16 protein-coding genes are annotated in these 16,323 nt (G+C 49.2%); 10 read left to right on the forward strand and 6 right to left on the reverse strand.

Going from position 1 to position 16,323, the window contains the following annotated elements; translation table 11 throughout:
- The first annotated feature begins 26 nt into the window (after positions 1 to 26).
- Positions 27 to 767 (forward strand): glycerophosphodiester phosphodiesterase family protein, encoded by a 741-nt coding sequence (locus tag BGK46_RS05660; RefSeq protein ID WP_069587595.1) that lies wholly within the window; start codon positions 27 to 29, stop codon positions 765 to 767.
- A 31-nt stretch (positions 768 to 798) separates the two neighbouring features.
- Positions 799 to 1,563, forward strand: coding sequence for a DeoR/GlpR family DNA-binding transcription regulator (locus tag BGK46_RS05665; protein WP_256388320.1), 765 nt, complete (start codon positions 799 to 801; stop codon positions 1,561 to 1,563).
- 9 nt (positions 1,564 to 1,572) lie between these two features.
- Here the strand turns inward: BGK46_RS05665 and BGK46_RS05670 are convergent, their stop codons facing one another.
- From BGK46_RS05670 to BGK46_RS05685, 5 genes are all read right to left on the reverse strand, one after another.
- A complete protein-coding gene (locus BGK46_RS05670) occupies positions 1,573 to 2,838 on the reverse strand; it encodes an ABC transporter substrate-binding protein (protein ID WP_069587596.1) in 1,266 nt (421 codons plus the stop codon).
- The gene (locus BGK46_RS05675) at positions 2,838 to 4,286 is read right to left on the reverse strand and encodes an ATP-binding protein (RefSeq protein WP_069587597.1); all 1,449 of its coding nucleotides are present in this window, start codon (positions 4,284 to 4,286) and stop codon (positions 2,838 to 2,840) included. Before BGK46_RS05675 ends, BGK46_RS05670 begins: the two co-directional genes overlap by 1 nt.
- Positions 4,276 to 4,995: a response regulator gene (locus BGK46_RS05680; RefSeq protein ID WP_069587752.1), complete on the reverse strand. Its 720-nt coding sequence runs from the start codon at positions 4,993 to 4,995 to the stop codon at positions 4,276 to 4,278. The genes BGK46_RS05675 and BGK46_RS05680 overlap by 11 nt, the downstream gene beginning before the upstream one ends.
- A 233-nt stretch (positions 4,996 to 5,228) precedes the next feature.
- Positions 5,229 to 5,330: a MetS family NSS transporter small subunit gene (locus BGK46_RS17410; protein ID WP_096628241.1), complete on the reverse strand. Its 102-nt coding sequence runs from the start codon at positions 5,328 to 5,330 to the stop codon at positions 5,229 to 5,231.
- Positions 5,327 to 6,814, reverse strand: a complete 1,488-nt coding sequence (locus BGK46_RS05685; RefSeq protein ID WP_069587598.1) for a sodium-dependent transporter — start codon at positions 6,812 to 6,814, stop codon at positions 5,327 to 5,329. The genes BGK46_RS17410 and BGK46_RS05685 overlap by 4 nt, the downstream gene beginning before the upstream one ends.
- 971 nt (positions 6,815 to 7,785) lie before the next feature.
- Between BGK46_RS05685 and BGK46_RS05690 the strand changes: the two genes are divergently transcribed.
- The 5 genes from BGK46_RS05690 (at position 7,786) to emrD (ending at position 12,297) form a co-directional block, all read left to right on the forward strand.
- The gene (locus tag BGK46_RS05690) at positions 7,786 to 9,033 is read left to right on the forward strand and encodes a patatin-like phospholipase family protein (protein WP_254659662.1); all 1,248 of its coding nucleotides are present in this window, start codon (positions 7,786 to 7,788) and stop codon (positions 9,031 to 9,033) included.
- A 3-nt stretch (positions 9,034 to 9,036) separates the two neighbouring features.
- A complete protein-coding gene (locus tag BGK46_RS05695; RefSeq protein ID WP_069587600.1) occupies positions 9,037 to 9,594 on the forward strand; it encodes a sugar O-acetyltransferase in 558 nt (185 codons plus the stop codon).
- Between the two features lie 119 nt (positions 9,595 to 9,713).
- Complete coding sequence (locus tag BGK46_RS05700) at positions 9,714 to 10,319, forward strand: GTP cyclohydrolase II (RefSeq protein WP_069587601.1); 606 nt, start codon at positions 9,714 to 9,716, stop codon at positions 10,317 to 10,319.
- A gap of 110 nt (positions 10,320 to 10,429) precedes the next feature.
- The gene (locus tag BGK46_RS05705; protein WP_069587602.1) at positions 10,430 to 10,891 is read left to right on the forward strand and encodes a methyltransferase family protein; all 462 of its coding nucleotides are present in this window, start codon (positions 10,430 to 10,432) and stop codon (positions 10,889 to 10,891) included.
- Between the two features lie 194 nt (positions 10,892 to 11,085).
- A complete protein-coding gene (gene emrD / locus BGK46_RS05710; RefSeq protein ID WP_069587603.1) occupies positions 11,086 to 12,297 on the forward strand; it encodes a multidrug efflux MFS transporter EmrD in 1,212 nt (403 codons plus the stop codon).
- 109 nt (positions 12,298 to 12,406) lie between these two features.
- Here emrD and BGK46_RS05715 read toward each other — a convergent pair whose 3' ends face one another.
- Positions 12,407 to 12,742 (reverse strand): DUF440 family protein, encoded by a 336-nt coding sequence (locus BGK46_RS05715; protein ID WP_069587604.1) that lies wholly within the window; start codon positions 12,740 to 12,742, stop codon positions 12,407 to 12,409.
- Positions 12,743 to 12,928: 186 nt separating this feature from the next.
- On the opposite strand from BGK46_RS05715, the gene BGK46_RS05720 reads away from it, so the two are divergent.
- From BGK46_RS05720 to BGK46_RS05730, 3 genes are all read left to right on the forward strand, one after another.
- A complete protein-coding gene (locus tag BGK46_RS05720) occupies positions 12,929 to 13,771 on the forward strand; it encodes a hypothetical protein (RefSeq protein WP_084781299.1) in 843 nt (280 codons plus the stop codon).
- Positions 13,772 to 14,121: 350 nt separating this feature from the next.
- Positions 14,122 to 15,492 (forward strand): YjiH family protein, encoded by a 1,371-nt coding sequence (locus tag BGK46_RS05725; protein WP_235608149.1) that lies wholly within the window; start codon positions 14,122 to 14,124, stop codon positions 15,490 to 15,492.
- 183 nt (positions 15,493 to 15,675) lie between these two features.
- Positions 15,676 to 16,323, forward strand: coding sequence for an esterase/lipase family protein (locus BGK46_RS05730; protein WP_069587605.1), 648 nt, complete (start codon positions 15,676 to 15,678; stop codon positions 16,321 to 16,323).

A 16,323-nucleotide genomic window follows, 5' to 3' on the forward strand; every position in this document is an offset into this window, starting at 1 on the left:
ATTACTGACTAAAGAGAAATGTTCAAATGAAAATTAGCCCCAAACAACTCTGTGGCCACCGAGGTGTCGCCGCGGATGCTCCTGAAAATACCTTGGCGTCGATTCGCCAAGTGCGCTTGTGGGGAATGGAATGGGTTGAAATCGATGTCCAACTGACACAAGACGGGGTACCCGTTGTGTTTCATGATGACACACTGAGTCGTTGCACCAATGGTGTGGGGCGGTTAGGGGAAACGCCGTATGCACAGCTTGCACAGCTTGATGCCGGTGGATACTTTGACTCGCAATATCAAGGCGAGCGCGTTCCTACTTTGGCCGCCGTGCTAGCCCAAGTGGCTGCCGATGATCTACACATCAATATCGAAATAAAAACTTACCCTGAAACAGATATTCCGCGTTTGTGTGATGCGGTTGCCGTCACGCTGAGTGAAACCGGTTTCCCACTCGAGCGGATACTGCTTTCTTCATTCTCTCTCGAGGCGCTTGCCTACTGTCAAACGGCGATGCCGAGCGTGGCAAGAGCGATTTTATGGGATGTGGTGCCCGAAGACTGGCAACGTTATCAAGATCTCGCAACCTACAGTATCCATTGTCACTATCGCGGCATAACAGAGGTACAAGCCAAAGCCATTAAAGCGTGCGGTTTAAAGATTAAGTGTTACACCCCTAATCACCCTGAAGAGGTTGCGCACCTTTGGGAGTGGGGGGTCGATATGATGATCACTGACGCGCCATCTAACTATTTAGGTTCTGAGCCAACGGAATGAGCGAATCTAGGAGAGGAATACGTTGACAGACGTGGCCGATTTAAACCGACGTCAGCAGGCGATTATGCGCCAGCTCAATGAGGTAGAACACTTAGAAACGGATACCTTGGCGGCCCAGTTTTCGGTGACTACCCAAACTATTCGTCGTGATATCAATCAACTGTGCGCACTTGGGTTAGCGCGACGCCATCATGGTGGGATCAGTGTGCCGGCAGCGTTGGCCAATACCGACTATCAGCGACGCTTACAAAGCCATTCACGCGAAAAAGAAGCCATTGCTCAGGCGGTTGCTGCGCGTATCCCTGATGGTGTCACCGTGATGTTAGGTATTGGCACCACAGCGTCGGCGGTGGCGGATCAGTTGCTTTCTCGTAAAGACCTACGGGTGGTGACTAATAACCTTAAGGTGGCGCATCGTTTGGGGGCGAATCCGCATATTGATGTATGGTTAGCTGGGGGAAAACTACGCGCCAATGATCAAGATATGGTTGGCCATTCGGTAATCCAATTTTTGTCTCGTTTTCAGCCTGATATTGCCATTATTGGCTGTGCGGCTGTCAGTGAACAAGGGTGGGCGTGCGAGTTTACTCCTGACGAAGCGGCGGTGAGTGAGACGATTTTAGCCAATGCAACCGCGCGATGGCTGGTGGCGGACCGCTCAAAATGGCAACGCCAAGCGCCGGTTCGTGTGACATCGCTTGCGACGTTTGATTGTGTCTTTACCAATTACACCGGATTGGATGACACCATTCCTCGCGTACTGTGTCAGCATGATGTGCCGATGGGCGAGGCCTAATATACTGAATTAGGCCTGCGCAGATAAAATGGCGCGATAGAGGGCTTGAGTCGCCTCCTTGGGTGTTTGCTTAGGGTTATAAAAGAACTCATTAATCACATCAAAAATCGCGCTTTGGACGTAACGGGTGGTCGACAATCCATGTGACATGCTTGGGCTTAGTGTGTTGTGCTGCTCGGCGTAGAGAAAGGCCTGACGCGATTTTTCGGCACAGGTGTCCCCGTTCGGGAGCGGGATATCAAAGCGAATAGGCAGTGAGCCTTTGTAGCGATTGAAATCGCGTTGAAACTGGGATGTTAACAAGTATTCAGCCATATCCGTTTGGCTTTGTCGCTCTTCTGCATTGTTTGGCTTGAAAAAGACAAAGCTATCTATGTTATAGCTAAACGCTTGCTCCGTACCGGGGACCGCGACACAGGTAAAGTTTTTTCCTTCTTGCTGATTTGCTGCAAGAAATTCACCTTTCGCCCAATCGCCCATCACTTGCATGCCTGCTTGGTTATCGATCAATAATCGTGTGGTGTCACTCCAATTCCGACCGAGATTGTCGGAGTCAGTGTAGGGGCGCATTTTGGCCAATAGAGAAAATGACTTTGTGACACTGTCACTTAATAGCGCCTCGCGATCAAAGTCGAGAAAGGCTTGTTGATAATGTTCAGGCCCCATCACGGATAAGGCGAGTGTGTCGAATAAGGTCGCCACCTGCCAAGGTTCTCCGCCTAATGCCAGTGGGATATAGCCAGCCTGTTGTAGTTTATCGGCAGCGGTAAAAAAGCTTTCAAAATCATGGGGAATGGCAGCCCCCGCGTCCTTAAAGGCACGTAGATTGATCCAGAGCCAGTTGACGCGGTGAATATTAATTGGGGCCGCGACATAATCCCCTTGGTATTGCATCACGTCACGAAGCGGGGCTGGAATTTTGTCTTCCCAGTGTTCTGCTTCCGCAATGTCATTGAGGTTGCGTAAAAAGCCTAAACGCGCCCATTCGGTAATCTCTGGTCCTTTAATTTGTGCGGCGAGGGGAGGGTTACCACTGATTGCGCGGATCCTTAGGGTATTCATCGCGCTGATCCCCGCTTGTCCGCCGACCGCAAAATCACGCCACTGATGACCGCGTTGCTCGATCCCGGCGCGTAAAACGGAGGCCGATTTGGCTTCTCCCGCCGATGTCCACCAATGGAGCACTTCCACCTCGCTGGCATGGGCGGCAGGCGTAATATACAGCAGTGTCGATTGAATGACGCTGGCGCACAGTGCTTTAAGAGTCAATCGCATTATTCTTCTACCCGTGGAAAACTAATATCGACTTGCAGGCCACCTTCATTGCGGTTGCTGAGTACCATGTCACCGCCGTGGGCATGAATAATATCACGCGCAATGCCAAGCCCTAACCCTGATCCCTCGTTATCAGTGTGAAGGCGCACATAGGGGTCAAAGACTGAGTCGAGCTCTTCTTCCGGGATCCCTGGCCCTTGGTCGATTAGGGTGATATCCAGCGTATGTTCGGCATCCATCACATAGATGGTGACTTGTTCGCCGTATTTAACGCCGTTATCAATCAAATTAGATAGGCAGCGTTTAAACGCCAGAGGTTTACAGGTAAAGCCTTTCACTGCCTCACATTCGATGGTGACACGCACCCGATCTTGATTGTGGGGCTCGGCAATTACCGCCAAGAAATCAATCACATCAATCTCGGCCATGTTTTCGTGAATGTCGGTATCACGCACGGTTTGAACGGCGCCTTTTACCATGATTTCAAGCTCATCCAAGTCTTTGTTCATTTTGGCGGCCTGGATATCATCATCAATCAATTCGGCCCGCAGACGTAATCGGGTTATCGGGGTTTTTAAATCATGTGACATCGAGCGAAACAGGGTTTCACGCTCTCGCAAATGCCGTTGCAATCGACGCTGCATACGGTTGAATGCGCGTGTCACAATCGCGATTTCTGCAGCGCCTTCTTCTTTTAGTGGCGGTTGTTCAATGTCTGTACTAAATAGGTTAGCCGCTTTCGCTAAGCGTTTGAGTGGTCGCGCTTGTTGGCGAATCAAACTATAGGTAAACAGCAAAAGTAACGCGGTGATCACCACAATAAAGACCACTTGATCCGCTGTAATCAACGTATCGTCCAAGGTGACATACGGCGCGGGAAGCAGGGCAGCGATGTAAATCCACTCATTAGTTTTGAGCTCCATTTGCACCACCAAAATTGGTGGGTTGAGTGGCTCAAGGCTTAGCGTGTGATGCGCCCATGACTTGGGCAGGTCGCGGAGTAAAATGTCGTTATTTAAAACGCGCAGTGTCTCGGGGCGTGAAAACTCCACGTCAATGGTGCTCAGCGCGGGCAGTTGCGCCTCTAGCACTTGCGAGACGGTATTGACCGCCACCTGTTTCGCTTGAGTCTCTTCTATTGGCGTGATGGTAATTTTTTCTTTATTGAAAGAGACAAAAAACCGCGTTCCGCCCATATTGCGTAGCTGATTTAATGCGATGTGGCGATACGCGACGGGCAAGGACTGAAAAAAGGTGGTTGTCGAGGCGAACATATTCGCCAAGCTGGCTGACGCGGACTCTAAGCCCGCCAGCTGTGTGCGTTTGGATTGAGTATACCAAATGGATGTCGCGATCACCTGTGCGAGCACGACAGACAATAGGGTCAGGAGCAGCGTACGCGAGAGGAGAGAACGCGGCACGAGCCGTTGTAACCACTCATGATTCATATTGGATCTCAGCGACAAACATATAGCCCGCACCGCGGACGGTTTTGATTAGGTTTGCTTTACCATTATCACGCAGGCGCTGTCGTAGGCGACTCACTTGGACATCTATGCCTCGTTCTTGTGGCTGAGCGTCGCGACCGCGGGTGGCTTGGCTAATGGCGTTGCGATCTAGCAATTGGTGGGGATTGTCTATAAACAACATCAGTAGCGCATAATCCGATGCAGAGAGTTCAATCTCCATGCCGGTAACTACTTGATGTAGCTGTTGTGTCGCCGGTTCCAAGCGCCATTGACCAAAACGGATCGCTTTCGGCCGTGACAAGGTCGTTTCTTGCAACTGTTGGGTGCGGCGAAGCAAAGCACGAATACGCGCAATGAGCTGACGAGGGCTAAAGGGTTTGGCAATATAATCATCCGCGCCCAGCTCTAAGCCAACGATTTGATCGGTTTCATCAGACACCGCGGTGAGCATAATGATTGGCACGCTGGAGTCTTTGCGAATGGCTTTACATAAGGTAAACCCATCATCACCGGGAAGCATCACGTCAAGTAAGATAAGGTCCGGGTATTGGACCGCAAGCTTAGAGCGCATTTCATGACCATTTTGCGCGGTGGTCACTTCATATCCTGCTTTGGACAGATAGGCCTGCAAAAGCTCGCGAATTTCTACATCGTCATCAACCACTAAAATGCGTTTGGCTGCAGCCATAGCGCCGATACCCTTTCTTACCAACATCAATGAGCGCCATTATCGGTGGTTTGGGCCTGTGATGCTACTGACAATGACGCACTTTGCATAATTAATCAGCGACTTGATCAAGGTCAGACCACATCCCCTAGACAGGACGAACGAGAATGCAGGCAAACAAAGAATCAAAATCGCTGGAAACGAAAAGCCCTCCGAAGAGGGCTTTAGAAACCTTAGTGAGATGTCAGACAGGATTACTCGCTATCGCTGTGCATCGCTTTGTGAATACACAGTGCCGCGCCACCCCATGTGACCGCGAAACCAATGATCATCATTACAATTGCGCCTGTGGTCATGATTCTGTCTCCATATCGCGTGCGGGCGTTGTGGTTGAGTTCACGATGATACCAACCACAACCATGGCTGCGACGAGCCCCCAACCTAGGGTGATGAGTTCGAACTGTGCATAGCCGCCGTATCCTTCATTAACCGTGTTGATCAAGTTTTTGGTGATGATCACGGCCAACATAATTGGGCTGACAAAGCGGATACACACTTCCATCCACTGGCCAACACTAAACTCAGATACGCGGTTAACGTATTGGCGAATATCGGAAAGTTTCACCAACCAGCCGACGACAATGAGCTCAATCAAACAGCTTGCTAGCAGCGCTACGTTGTTGACGAAGTAGTCCACCAAATCGAGAAGCAACAAGCCGCCGTTAGTTGCAAAGGCCATCGAAACCACGAAGCCAACGCCGCAGACGGCTGTCGCTGCCTTTTCACGTGCAAGGTTCAGCTTATCCATGATCGATGCAGTCACTGCTTCGATAATCGAAATGTGTGAGCTTAGCCCAGCGACGACGAGCGCAAGGAAGAACAATGGCCCGAGGATGTAGGGGATCGGCAGTAAGTTGATCGCCGCTGGTAGCGTGACAAAGGCAAGTCCTACGCCGCCACTGACAACATCGGTAATGCCTTTGCTTTGCTCTGCCGCCATGTAGCCCAAAATGGAGAAGATCAATACCCCCGCCACAATGGAGAAGCCACAGTTGATCAGCACTGTCATCAAGGCGTTATTGTTCACGTCCGACTTTTCAGGCAGGTAGCTGGAGTAGGCCAGCATGATGGCAAATCCCACGGACAAGGTGAAGAAAATCTGCCCATAGGCGGCCGACCACACTTTTGCATCTAACAACTTGCTAAAGTCAGGCGCAAATAAGTAGTTCAAGCCATCGAGGGCACCCGGCAGCATCACTACGCGGCCAATCAGCAAGATCACCATGATGAATAGCAGTGGCATCATAATCTTGCTGGCTTTTTCAATCCCGCCTTTGACGCCACGATAGACGGCTGCATAAGTGATTGCCCATGCGATGATCATCGGAATAGCAATATGCCATTGCCAATCGCCTAAGTTGGTGGGTGAATTTTCTCCCAGTTTTAAATAGTCAGAGAAAAAGAACGCGTTGGTATCTGTGCCCCAATCTTGGCCAAACGAGAAGCCAAAGTAAGAGATGGCCCAACCAATAACGGCAACATAGTAAATACCGATGGTTGCGGCGATCAGAACTTGGAACCAGCCTAACCATTCGAACTTGGTATTGAGTTTAGAAAAGACCACAGGTGATGAGCCGCGGAGTTTTTTGCCTAACCCAAACTCCATGATCATAAAGGGGATACCGGCGGTGAGCATGGCGAAAAGGTATGGAATAAAAAAGGCGCCGCCACCGTTTTCGTAGGCCATATAAGGGAATCGCCAAATGTTCCCTAAGCCAATCGCTGACCCGACAGCGGCTAAAATAAAGCCAGCGCGCGAGCCCCATTGTTCTCGTTTCATATCTACTCCTTTGCGAATCGCTACCATCTTTCACCATATAGGTATCGCAGTGTTGTGAGGCTGCAGATCGTTTTATGGCTTATATGAAAGAAATAGCACATTCCCACAATTATAAGTTTTAACTTCCTGTTGCCCGTATGTTGAAATTTTTATCTAGGACGGGCATTGATGGCAGATTAAGCACTGGTCAGGCCTAAATCAATAGCCGCAAAACCAAGCAGTTAGCACAAAAATTTTTGTTAACTTGGTGTAAACAATTATAAGTGGTGTTTCATGCTGGGCTTTTACTTTTGAGGCAGATGATTGAACTATCAAGATTATCAATAGAGGCGAATGATCGTTATTTTGATTTGCTGTCTGGGTGACGAAAAAAACAGCAAAATGCCTCTTGAATTTAAGTTCACGCGCACATCATCACTCGCGGAGCGTCACGGTGAGGATAAGGAAATATGATTATCGCCTCAGATTCGCTCTTTAGTTCGCGACATAATGGTAATGTTTTTCACCTTTTAATCAGCAGTTTAGCTTTATAAGAGCCAACCTAATCGACGTCGGTGCAGCTTTGACAGAAGAGGGTATATACTTGGATTAACAGGTATTGCACCTGACTCGCGGCGTCTTTGAGGTTAATCATTATGTCAACAAGGAGTATCAGCATGGATAAAACACTTGCATACGCACTGACAACCGCTGTTTGCGCGCTGGGTATGATTTTCACCTTTGCTGCTGTCGCTGTGTTGTCTTAATTATCACCGATTCGCTGTTAACGAGAACGGACACTTAAGCCCTAATTGTGAGTGGCGACGTTGCGCGGTAAGCGTTACCATGCACAGCGGCCAGCGTGCTGGAAGTGAACTAACACACTGAAAGCGATGCGTTAATCAAGAGCTGTACGCTAATAAAGAGCTTTGCTCGCATAAAGCGTTATGCACGATGAATAAGGGGCGAAAGTGTTAAGAAGTAAGCAAGCTTTGACAGACAACTCTCCCGGTACGGCAATGCCAATTGCTCCGCGCCATTTTACCCGGCCACAGCGTATCGCGCTGGTACTGCAGGGAGGCGGGCAACGCGGGATTTTTACCGCAGGCGTGCTTGATGCATTTCTTAATGCCCGATTTGATCCATTTCAACTTTATTTAGGGACGTCTGCCGGCGCACTCAACTTGACGGCGTATGTATGCCAGCAGCATCGCTACGGGCATCGGTTTATCACTGAGCTCACCACGCAAGAGCGCTTTTTTCATCTGATGAAGTACGTGCGCCGTCAACACCATATGGATTTAGATTGGGCGCTTAGTACGGCATTGCCGGGTCATGAGGCTGCGCTGGACATTGAAACAGCGAAGCTACACTTGAACGGAAGAGAGGCCTACGCGTGCGTGACTGAGGTTGATACCCTGAAACCGGCCTTTTTCTCGATTACCGATGACACTTGGCCAGATGCACTCAAAGCAACCTGTGCCATCCCTTTGCTTTATCCGCACCCTGTTTGCATTAATGGTAAGCGCTATGTTGACGGTGGCGTGAGTGCCGCGGTGCCGGCGAAAGAAGCCTTCGCCCGTGGGGCGGATATTATTGTAGTGATTCGCACCGAGCCGGCGTTGGAGCAAGACAAAGGTGGCCCAGAAGATCAAAGCCACTTTTTGGATACATTACGGACCAAGTTTGAAGCCAAAAAGCCGCAGTTTAAGCTCTCTGACTATCTCTCTAATTTTGAATTTAAGTACCGTCTAACCCGGTTTGAGACCTTCCAGAAGGAGTTGAACAAGCAGTTGGCCGAACTCTCCGAACGCTACAAGTCTAGCCGTGAGCAATGGGTGAGCCGTGTTCGCGATGGAATGAGAGAAAAAGCGATGCAAAACGGTGGACGCTGGCTCTTTGGCGGCGACACGATTTACCGGTTGCAGTCGTTATCGGGTAAACCGCTGAGCAGCGAGATGCTCAAAATGCTCACTACGCACTATCAAAGCTATCAAAACGAATTGCAGTTTTTAGCCGAGCCACCACCTCGTGCACAGGTGTTACAAATTGCGCCGAGCGCACCGCTACAAAGCAGTGCATTATTGAGCAAGCCTGAGCAACTCGATGCGGACTATCAACTGGGCTTATCGCTTGGCAATCAGTTTATGGCGCAATACGGCGATGCTTTCAATACCATATCAACCGTTAAAAGTGAGGCTTTTGAGCCCACCTCAATAGCGTTACCACACCAAGGATAGGCGATGACGGAGTTTGAAAAAATGCAGCGGGGGTTGCCGTATTCCCCAGCCGATGAGGAATTAACCTTATTTCGCTATGCTGCGCGCCGCTTATGCCAACAGTTTAATCGTATCGATCCTGAAGACGCCGATAACCTTGCGATAGTAACGACCAAGCTATTTGCAGGGATTGGATCCAATGTGGATATTGATGCGCCGTTTTTTTGTCACTACGGAATGAATATCGAAATCGGCGATAACGTCAGTATTGGACCTAATTGCACCATGCTTGATGGGGCCCATGTTCGGATTGGGCATAATGTCAGCATCGGTCCCAATGTGGGTATCTATACCACGCGCCATCGCGTACTGCCGCTCGACATTGCTCGCGGAGAGTGTGAAACCTCACAAAGCGTGATTGTCGGCAATAACGTCATTATCGAAGGCAACAGTGTGATCAAAGCAGGCGTTGCGATTGGTGAAGGTGTGGTGATTGAGGCGGGATCAGTGGTGGATACAGATATCGAACCCTTTTCCATAGTGGCAGGTAATCCAGCCGAGGTTGTCCGGCGTTTACAATAGAGGTAGCCATTACTTGGGTGGAAAATGTTATAATATAACATTTTCTAATTGGCATCCTGGTAACGCTGTAGTAATGTTAACGCCCTGATTCGGGTGTCAGTAGTAAGAGACAAATTCTAATGGTAAAAGTAAGGGCTCGGGTGCCTCTGAACGTTGGAGTAGGGAGCCACATCCCTGCCGAAATTCTATCTTTTGAGGGACTAGCGTCTGGACAGGAGCACGTTGCGCTTATTTTTAAACAAGCGGACGTGACCGATCAAACTCCCCTAGTGCGAATGCATTCTGAGTGCTTAACGGGCGATGTATTCCATTCATCACGGTGTGATTGTGGTGAGCAGCTCGAAGAAACGATCCAAAAGATGGGTGAAAATGGCGGGATTATCCTCTATCTTCGTCAAGAAGGGCGTGGAATTGGCCTATACAATAAGCTTGATGCTTATGAGCTGCAAAGCCAAGGCATGACTACTTACGAAGCCAATAACCATCTTGGCTTTGCGGACGATTTACGTGACTTTACTGAAGCCGCACAAATGCTAAAAGCCTTGGACATTCATCGCATTCGGTTAGTGACCAACAACCCGAAAAAAATTGAAGAACTCCAAGCTGCCGGTATTGATCTCAAAGAAGTGATTGGCACCAAAGCGCACCTCAAAGAAGGTAATCGCAATTACTTAAAAGCTAAAATTGAGCATGGCAAACATCGTCTGAATATCGAGCAAGACTGAGTGGTAGTGAGTTGTGCTTAGTCGCAAACTTTACGCAAGGGCAGTGACAGTCACTGCCCTTTTTCGATACAGTGCGGCGCGATATATAAGCTTTCACTCAAGGACGAGTCATGAAAACGCAATTTTGGCAGTATGTTTTCCCACCTTTGCCACCCATTGCGATGTTACTCACCGTGGGTTTCGGTGTGTTGCTCAACCACTATTTTTCTTTTCCGTTCACATTAGGTTCGCCATATTGGGCTGTATTTCCTCTTACGCTCGCCATTGGATTGCTGGTGGCGGCGAAATGGGCATTTCATCGTCATCATACCACCGTTGATCCAATCAAAGAGCCATCAGCCCTGGTCACAACCGGCATTTATGCCTATACGCGCAATCCGATGTATCTCGCTTTGGTATTGCTCATCGTTAGCGCTGGATTCTACTTTAACTCTCTTTGGTGTTGGGGCTTGGTGCCCGCTTATATGACCTACCTGTCAATGACCTTTATCTTCTCTGAAGAGCAGCGGCTCGCTGCGCATTGGCCCGACGCATTTACTGAATATCGGGCACACGTCAGACGCTGGATTTGAAATTATAAAAACTAATCTCAATCATGATAAAGAATCGTGTTGCGGCGACTAAACACCCATTGCTTTCCTCACTGCTCAGGCCTATTATCGCGCTGTCTTTGGTTGTTATGTTTTTTCGTGTGACTAGCGTAAAACTTTGCAACATCCACTTATCAAATCATTATTTCGCATAATTCATTTTTAGGAGTGTAGGAATGTCTTCGGCAATGCCTATGGGTAAGTTGTTGCTGCTCATTGTAATGCTGGCTGCGGTGGGTCAAATGACTCAAACCATGTATGTTCCATCGATTGCAGCGATGGCCGCAGATTTCTCGGTATCACCGGCGCTATTGCAGGCGGTGATGGCGTGCTACTTGATCCCGTACGGGCTGTCTCAGTTTATTTATGGCCCCATCTCCGACCGCATTGGACGTAAGCCCGTTATTTTGGCCGGGCTTGCCTTATTCTTGGTCGGGACAGGGATCACGCTGTTGGCGCATTCCTATACGTGGTTTTTAGTGGGTAGTGTGGTGCAAGGCGCTGGGATTGGCTGTGGTGGTGCCATGGCGAGAACCTTAACCAGAGATTGTTTCTCTGGCGCGAAGTTGCACCGTGCCAACAGTTTAGTGAGTATGGGGCTTATCTTCTCACCATTAATGGCCCCTTTATTAGGAGGATACCTTACCGAGGTGTTGAACTGGCGGGCGAGTTACTTTTTCTTGCTGCTGTTAGCGATCGTGGTCTATGCAGTGATGGCGCTGCGTTTTACCGAAACGTTACCGCAAGAGGCTCGTCAGCCCGGTAATTTTATCGGTCGTTACCGCCATGTCATGAGCTCGCGGCGTTTTCGAGGTTACCTATTGTGTTTGATTACGGTCTTCTCGGGCGTGTCGGTCTTTGAAGCGGCCGCTGGGGTGATTATGTCTGATGGATTACAATTATCACCGACGCTGATCAGTGTCCTTTTTGTCGCGCCACTGCCTGCCTATTTAGTGGGCTCGGGCCTATCTAGCCGCTTTGCCGATACCATAGGCTACTACGCGACATTGACGCTGGGTAGCGTAATGGCATTAATGGGAGCAGGGATCCTTGTTGTATCAGGACTAATGGGCGAGATTTCTGTGTATAGCTTAATTGGTGGCGGTTGTGTGTATTTTGCCGGTGCAGGCGTGTTATTCCCAGCGGCCAGCACGGGGGCACTGAGCCCATTTCCTTATCATGCGGGCACAGCCGGTGCTATCTTGGGGGGCGCTCAAAACCTGCTTGCGGGTCTTGTGACGCTAGCGGCCAGTCGATTAGGTGTCGCGAGTCAGCTTTCTCTGGGCTCAATGATGCTTGCTCTCGGCATACTCGCGAGCATTGGCTTAATGATGAGTTATCGTGCGGACCAACACGGGGACGATCCCACCTCGGCACCAGTCCACTAAGGATACAAATGCAAACGGCAGCATGGGCTGCCGTTTTTAATTTCTCATCCTGACCATAGCGGTCGATAAAGGCGAGCTGTCACGTCAATCATCGACGTGAGGTCTGCCATCAGTGCAGTTGTGTGGGGCTGCGTTTCCATAGTAAGTGACAGAATTTTTTTTCCGGATCACGGCTGAGTAGCATACGCACAAACACATCGGCCAAGGCGCCTTCTTTTGCCATCCCAATTTGTACTTCCGCACAGTGGGCGAGGTTGATGTCAGGCCCGACATGCTCAGGCCAATCGCTGCCGACTTCAACCACGATGGCGCCGCCGTTTTCCTCAAAATGGGATTCGTATGCCGCCAAATCGTCATACTCCAAGTTATCTGGTGCCATCTCCGCGAAGATCTCAAAGGCGGTTTCGAGGATCTCATCCAAGCTCATTAGCGCTGATTGCGTCATTGGGTGCTCTCTATTCGTTCTGGGCGTGCTCGGACTATACCACGGTGGTTACGAATTCTCAGCCCGTCAATTATCCAACGCGACAGCTGGCAAGGATTATGCTTAACTTTACGCAAACGCCTGTACTCAATTTAAGCAAGCGCGTTGATACAGGGTGAGATTCGGTGGTAGAGCGTTGATTTGTCCATGCAGATGACCAACAATAGCGCACGCATTCAACCTTGTGTGAAAGTCGTGACTCAGTTGCAATCTCAAACGGCTTATTTACCAGAGCCGGATCGGCGCTCGCCGCTACAATCTGAATTTATCCCTGTCATGGTCAAAGCGATCAAACAGCTTCGTGCTTTGATCGGTAAACGGCTCCACAGTGTCTACGTGAGCGGCGATATTGTCTGGCGCCGTGCGACAGTAGGGGAGTCTGTCCTGCATTTAACCGTGGTATGCCACCAACCACTAACGCTTGACCAATCCAGTGCCATGAATACCTTGTTGTGGCGAATTAAAACCAGTCATAGCAAAGTCATCGATGGCTGTCATATCGACACAGTGACAGTGTCACAAGTCCGTGATTTGGCCGAAATCTTTCACTGGGGCTTCTTTTTTAAACATCGTGCAATGTGCCTGTATGGCCAAGATCTTTCCGAGAGTTTTGGCCATTTCGAGGCGAGTTGGGAAGTGGCGAAAGCGATGAATCCCGATTTGAGCGGTAAACTCGCACGTGCCAAGCATAAAATACAAGCGGGCACGACATGGAACACGCAACTGACTGCAGCACAGTGCATTGCCGATACCTTAATTCGTGGTGCGTTTGGTTTGGTATTGCATAAAGAAGGGACGTGGACGGAATCGCTACCTGACTGTGCAGAGTTGTTTATTAAGCATTATCCTGCTAAACAACAAGCAATTGAGCGACTTTTTATCCTGCTAGATCGCAAACCTGTAAAAAAACGTGCTGTTATGATGCTCCTCAATGACTTTGGTGACTGGTTGATCAAAGAATATGCGCGTATTGACTTTAAAATCGGTTAGCAGGACCAATACGCAGCGTATATCAGCTCGTTATCCAAAAACGTGGTTACGATAATCTGTGAGCTGGCCCACCTTATGCCCTACAAGTCGCTAACGGAATCTGATCTTGGTCAATAAAATAGTGTAACAAACTTTTCACAAATGAAGGTTTGATGAACTATAAAACGCAATTGAGCCGTAGTAGTTGTGCTCTATAGATGTATTTATTCAGTATTTATGACTAAATAAACATTTACATCGCATGCATGATTCGGTAATCTCGATTGCAGATAGTCACTGTGAGTGAATAATTAATCGACAATTCGTCGTTTTGTCACGGTGATACAAATAAAAATTCAGGATTCAGACGTATGCAAAAAACTGACTCTCTCTCGACGACGGTGCCTTCGATGAGAAATATTCTGATGTTCGCCATCCCATCGCTTCTTGGCTTACTCCTCTTTATGACGCCGGTAAACTTCGGCGATGGTGTCACCATTCCCATTGCGGTCATGGCTGGCAGCGTTCTTGATTTATTGGGTGGCTCGGCAACTGCTGTGGTCACCGCATTGGTGGTTTTCAGTGCGGTCACCTCATTGATTGTTACGCTAACAAAACCCCGCTTTATTACTCGCCACGGTTTTCTCAACGGCCTATTTAATGTTTCACCGATTTGGCTAGCCACCCGTGTGATCGGTGGTGTATTTGTTGCCATGACCTTCTTCGGTTACGGATCTGAACTTATCATGGGTGAGCTCACTGGCGCGTTCGTGCTTAATGATTTGCTGCCTATCCTGCTTTCTGTGTTTATTTTTGCTGGATTGCTGTTGCCATTGCTGACCAGTTTTGGCCTGTTGGAGATGTTAGGCGCCGTTTTCACCAAAGTGATGCGTCCATTGTTTGGCTTGCCTGGCCGCTCGGCGGTTGACTGTGCGGCATCGTGGTTAGGAGACGGCAGTGTCGGTATCTTGATGACGAGCAAGCAATACGAGCAAGGTTTTTACACACAGCGTGAAGCCGCGGTTGTCGGCACCACCTTCTCTGCGGTATCGATTAGCTTTAGCTTGGTTGTGATCGCCCAAGTTGACTTGATGCACATGTTTACTTGGTTCTATTTAGCAGTGTGTCTGGCGGGGATTGCTGCAGCGATTATCGTTCCTCGTCTTCCGCCGCTTTGCTGGAAAAAAGACGAGTTGATTGACGGCTCAACCCGCCAATCGAACGAAGAAGTGTTACCTGAAGGCCATACCACGCTGAGCTACGGCTTACAGTGCGCGCTTAACCGTGCTGAAAAAATTCGCTCGGTGAACAGCGTGCTCAAAGAAGGGGCTCAAAACGCGGTTGATATGGTGCTGGGCGTACTCCCTGTTGTGATGGCGATTGGTACAGCGGCATTGATGGTGGCTGAGTACACCAGTATCTTTAACGTACTGGGTGCACCGTTTGTTCCTTTGCTTGAGCTACTGCATATTCCCGAGGCGGTCAAAGCATCAGAAACTATGGTGATTGGTTTTGCGGATATGTTTATCCCTGCCATTCTTGCCGCGGAAATTGACAACGAGATGACTCGCTTTGTGATTGCAGCGATGTCTGTCACCCAGCTGATTTACATGTCAGAAGTTGGTGCTTTGCTGCTAGGCAGTAAAATTCCAGTCAAAATCTGGGAACTGTTTGTGATCTTTATCTTGCGTACCTTGGTGACCTTACCGGTGATCGCGGGTGTCGCACATTTGATTTTCTAAGCCGATAGGCCAAGAACAGTCTGTTAAGCGCCTCGCGTTTTCAACGTGAGGCGTTTTTTTGGGTCACGAATCCATGCAGTAGCACGTTATGCTTGGTATGGTAAATGCGTGCGAACTATCTGGCATGTTACCCCTCGTCTATCACCAACATAATGAGCGGTAAGGGTTTAATAAGGAGATGGGATGAAAATAGTGACACTTCATGGGCTGTACATGCACGGTGTGTTTTTGATCCCGCTAAGTGAACGCCTAGAAAAGCAAGGACATGAGGTGCTCAACCTTTCTTATAACACCCTAGATCCGGACTTTGAGCAAATTGCTCGTCGCATCAATGCGTTTATTGATCATCAGCCCACGATTTTAATCGGCCACTCGATGGGCGGGCTGATTATTCGCCGCTATTTGGAGCAGAGTGCGCAACTAGAAGATAACCCTGCTGATGCGGTGCACGCGGTGATTACCCTCGGCACCCCCCATCAAGGCGCAACACTGGCCAAAGTATTTGATGATTTAGGGTGGGGCGGCTGGCTGTTCCAACGGAGCCAATCTATTTTATTGCCCGATGAGGTGATGCCCTGGCAGGGATTACCACCTTTGCACAGTATTGCTGGAAATTGCCCGTGGGGCCCAGCATCGCTGCTGATAAAGAACCAAGTTTGCGACGGTACTGTGCTGGTCGAAGAAACTAAAATCGAAGGCATGAGCAGTCATGATATCTTTCCGCTCACCCACATTGCATTGCTTTTTTCTCGTCGGGTGAGCGATAAAGTGATCGCCATTATCGACAGCTACCAGCCTGCTTCCGACCAAGCCGCACAAGTTGAACCCTAA

This window comes from Salinivibrio sp. SS2 (genome assembly GCF_001722075.1).
Taxonomy (GTDB): domain Bacteria; phylum Pseudomonadota; class Gammaproteobacteria; order Enterobacterales; family Vibrionaceae; genus Salinivibrio; species Salinivibrio proteolyticus.

Excerpts from the sequence above, each read along its gene's own strand:
- BGK46_RS05705 (WP_069587602.1), top strand. The coding sequence starts at position 10,430 with ATGAAAACGCAATTTTGGCAGTATGTTTTCCCACCTTTGCCACCCATT.
- BGK46_RS05720 (WP_084781299.1), top strand. The coding sequence starts at position 12,929 with ATGCAGATGACCAACAATAGCGCACGCATTCAACCTTGTGTGAAAGTC.
- BGK46_RS05725 (WP_235608149.1), top strand. The coding sequence starts at position 14,122 with ATGCAAAAAACTGACTCTCTCTCGACGACGGTGCCTTCGATGAGAAAT.
- BGK46_RS05680 (WP_069587752.1), bottom strand. The coding sequence starts at position 4,995 with ATGGCTGCAGCCAAACGCATTTTAGTGGTTGATGACGATGTAGAAATT.
- emrD (WP_069587603.1), top strand. The coding sequence starts at position 11,086 with ATGTCTTCGGCAATGCCTATGGGTAAGTTGTTGCTGCTCATTGTAATG.
- BGK46_RS05695 (WP_069587600.1), top strand. The coding sequence starts at position 9,037 with ATGACGGAGTTTGAAAAAATGCAGCGGGGGTTGCCGTATTCCCCAGCC.
- BGK46_RS05715 (WP_069587604.1), bottom strand. The coding sequence starts at position 12,742 with ATGACGCAATCAGCGCTAATGAGCTTGGATGAGATCCTCGAAACCGCC.
- BGK46_RS05670 (WP_069587596.1), bottom strand. The coding sequence starts at position 2,838 with ATGCGATTGACTCTTAAAGCACTGTGCGCCAGCGTCATTCAATCGACA.
- BGK46_RS05675 (WP_069587597.1), bottom strand. The coding sequence starts at position 4,286 with ATGAATCATGAGTGGTTACAACGGCTCGTGCCGCGTTCTCTCCTCTCG.
- BGK46_RS17410 (WP_096628241.1), bottom strand. The coding sequence starts at position 5,330 with ATGACCACAGGCGCAATTGTAATGATGATCATTGGTTTCGCGGTCACA.
- BGK46_RS05700 (WP_069587601.1), top strand. The coding sequence starts at position 9,714 with ATGGTAAAAGTAAGGGCTCGGGTGCCTCTGAACGTTGGAGTAGGGAGC.
- BGK46_RS05660 (WP_069587595.1), top strand. The coding sequence starts at position 27 with ATGAAAATTAGCCCCAAACAACTCTGTGGCCACCGAGGTGTCGCCGCG.
- BGK46_RS05730 (WP_069587605.1), top strand. The coding sequence starts at position 15,676 with ATGAAAATAGTGACACTTCATGGGCTGTACATGCACGGTGTGTTTTTG.
- BGK46_RS05685 (WP_069587598.1), bottom strand. The coding sequence starts at position 6,814 with ATGAAACGAGAACAATGGGGCTCGCGCGCTGGCTTTATTTTAGCCGCT.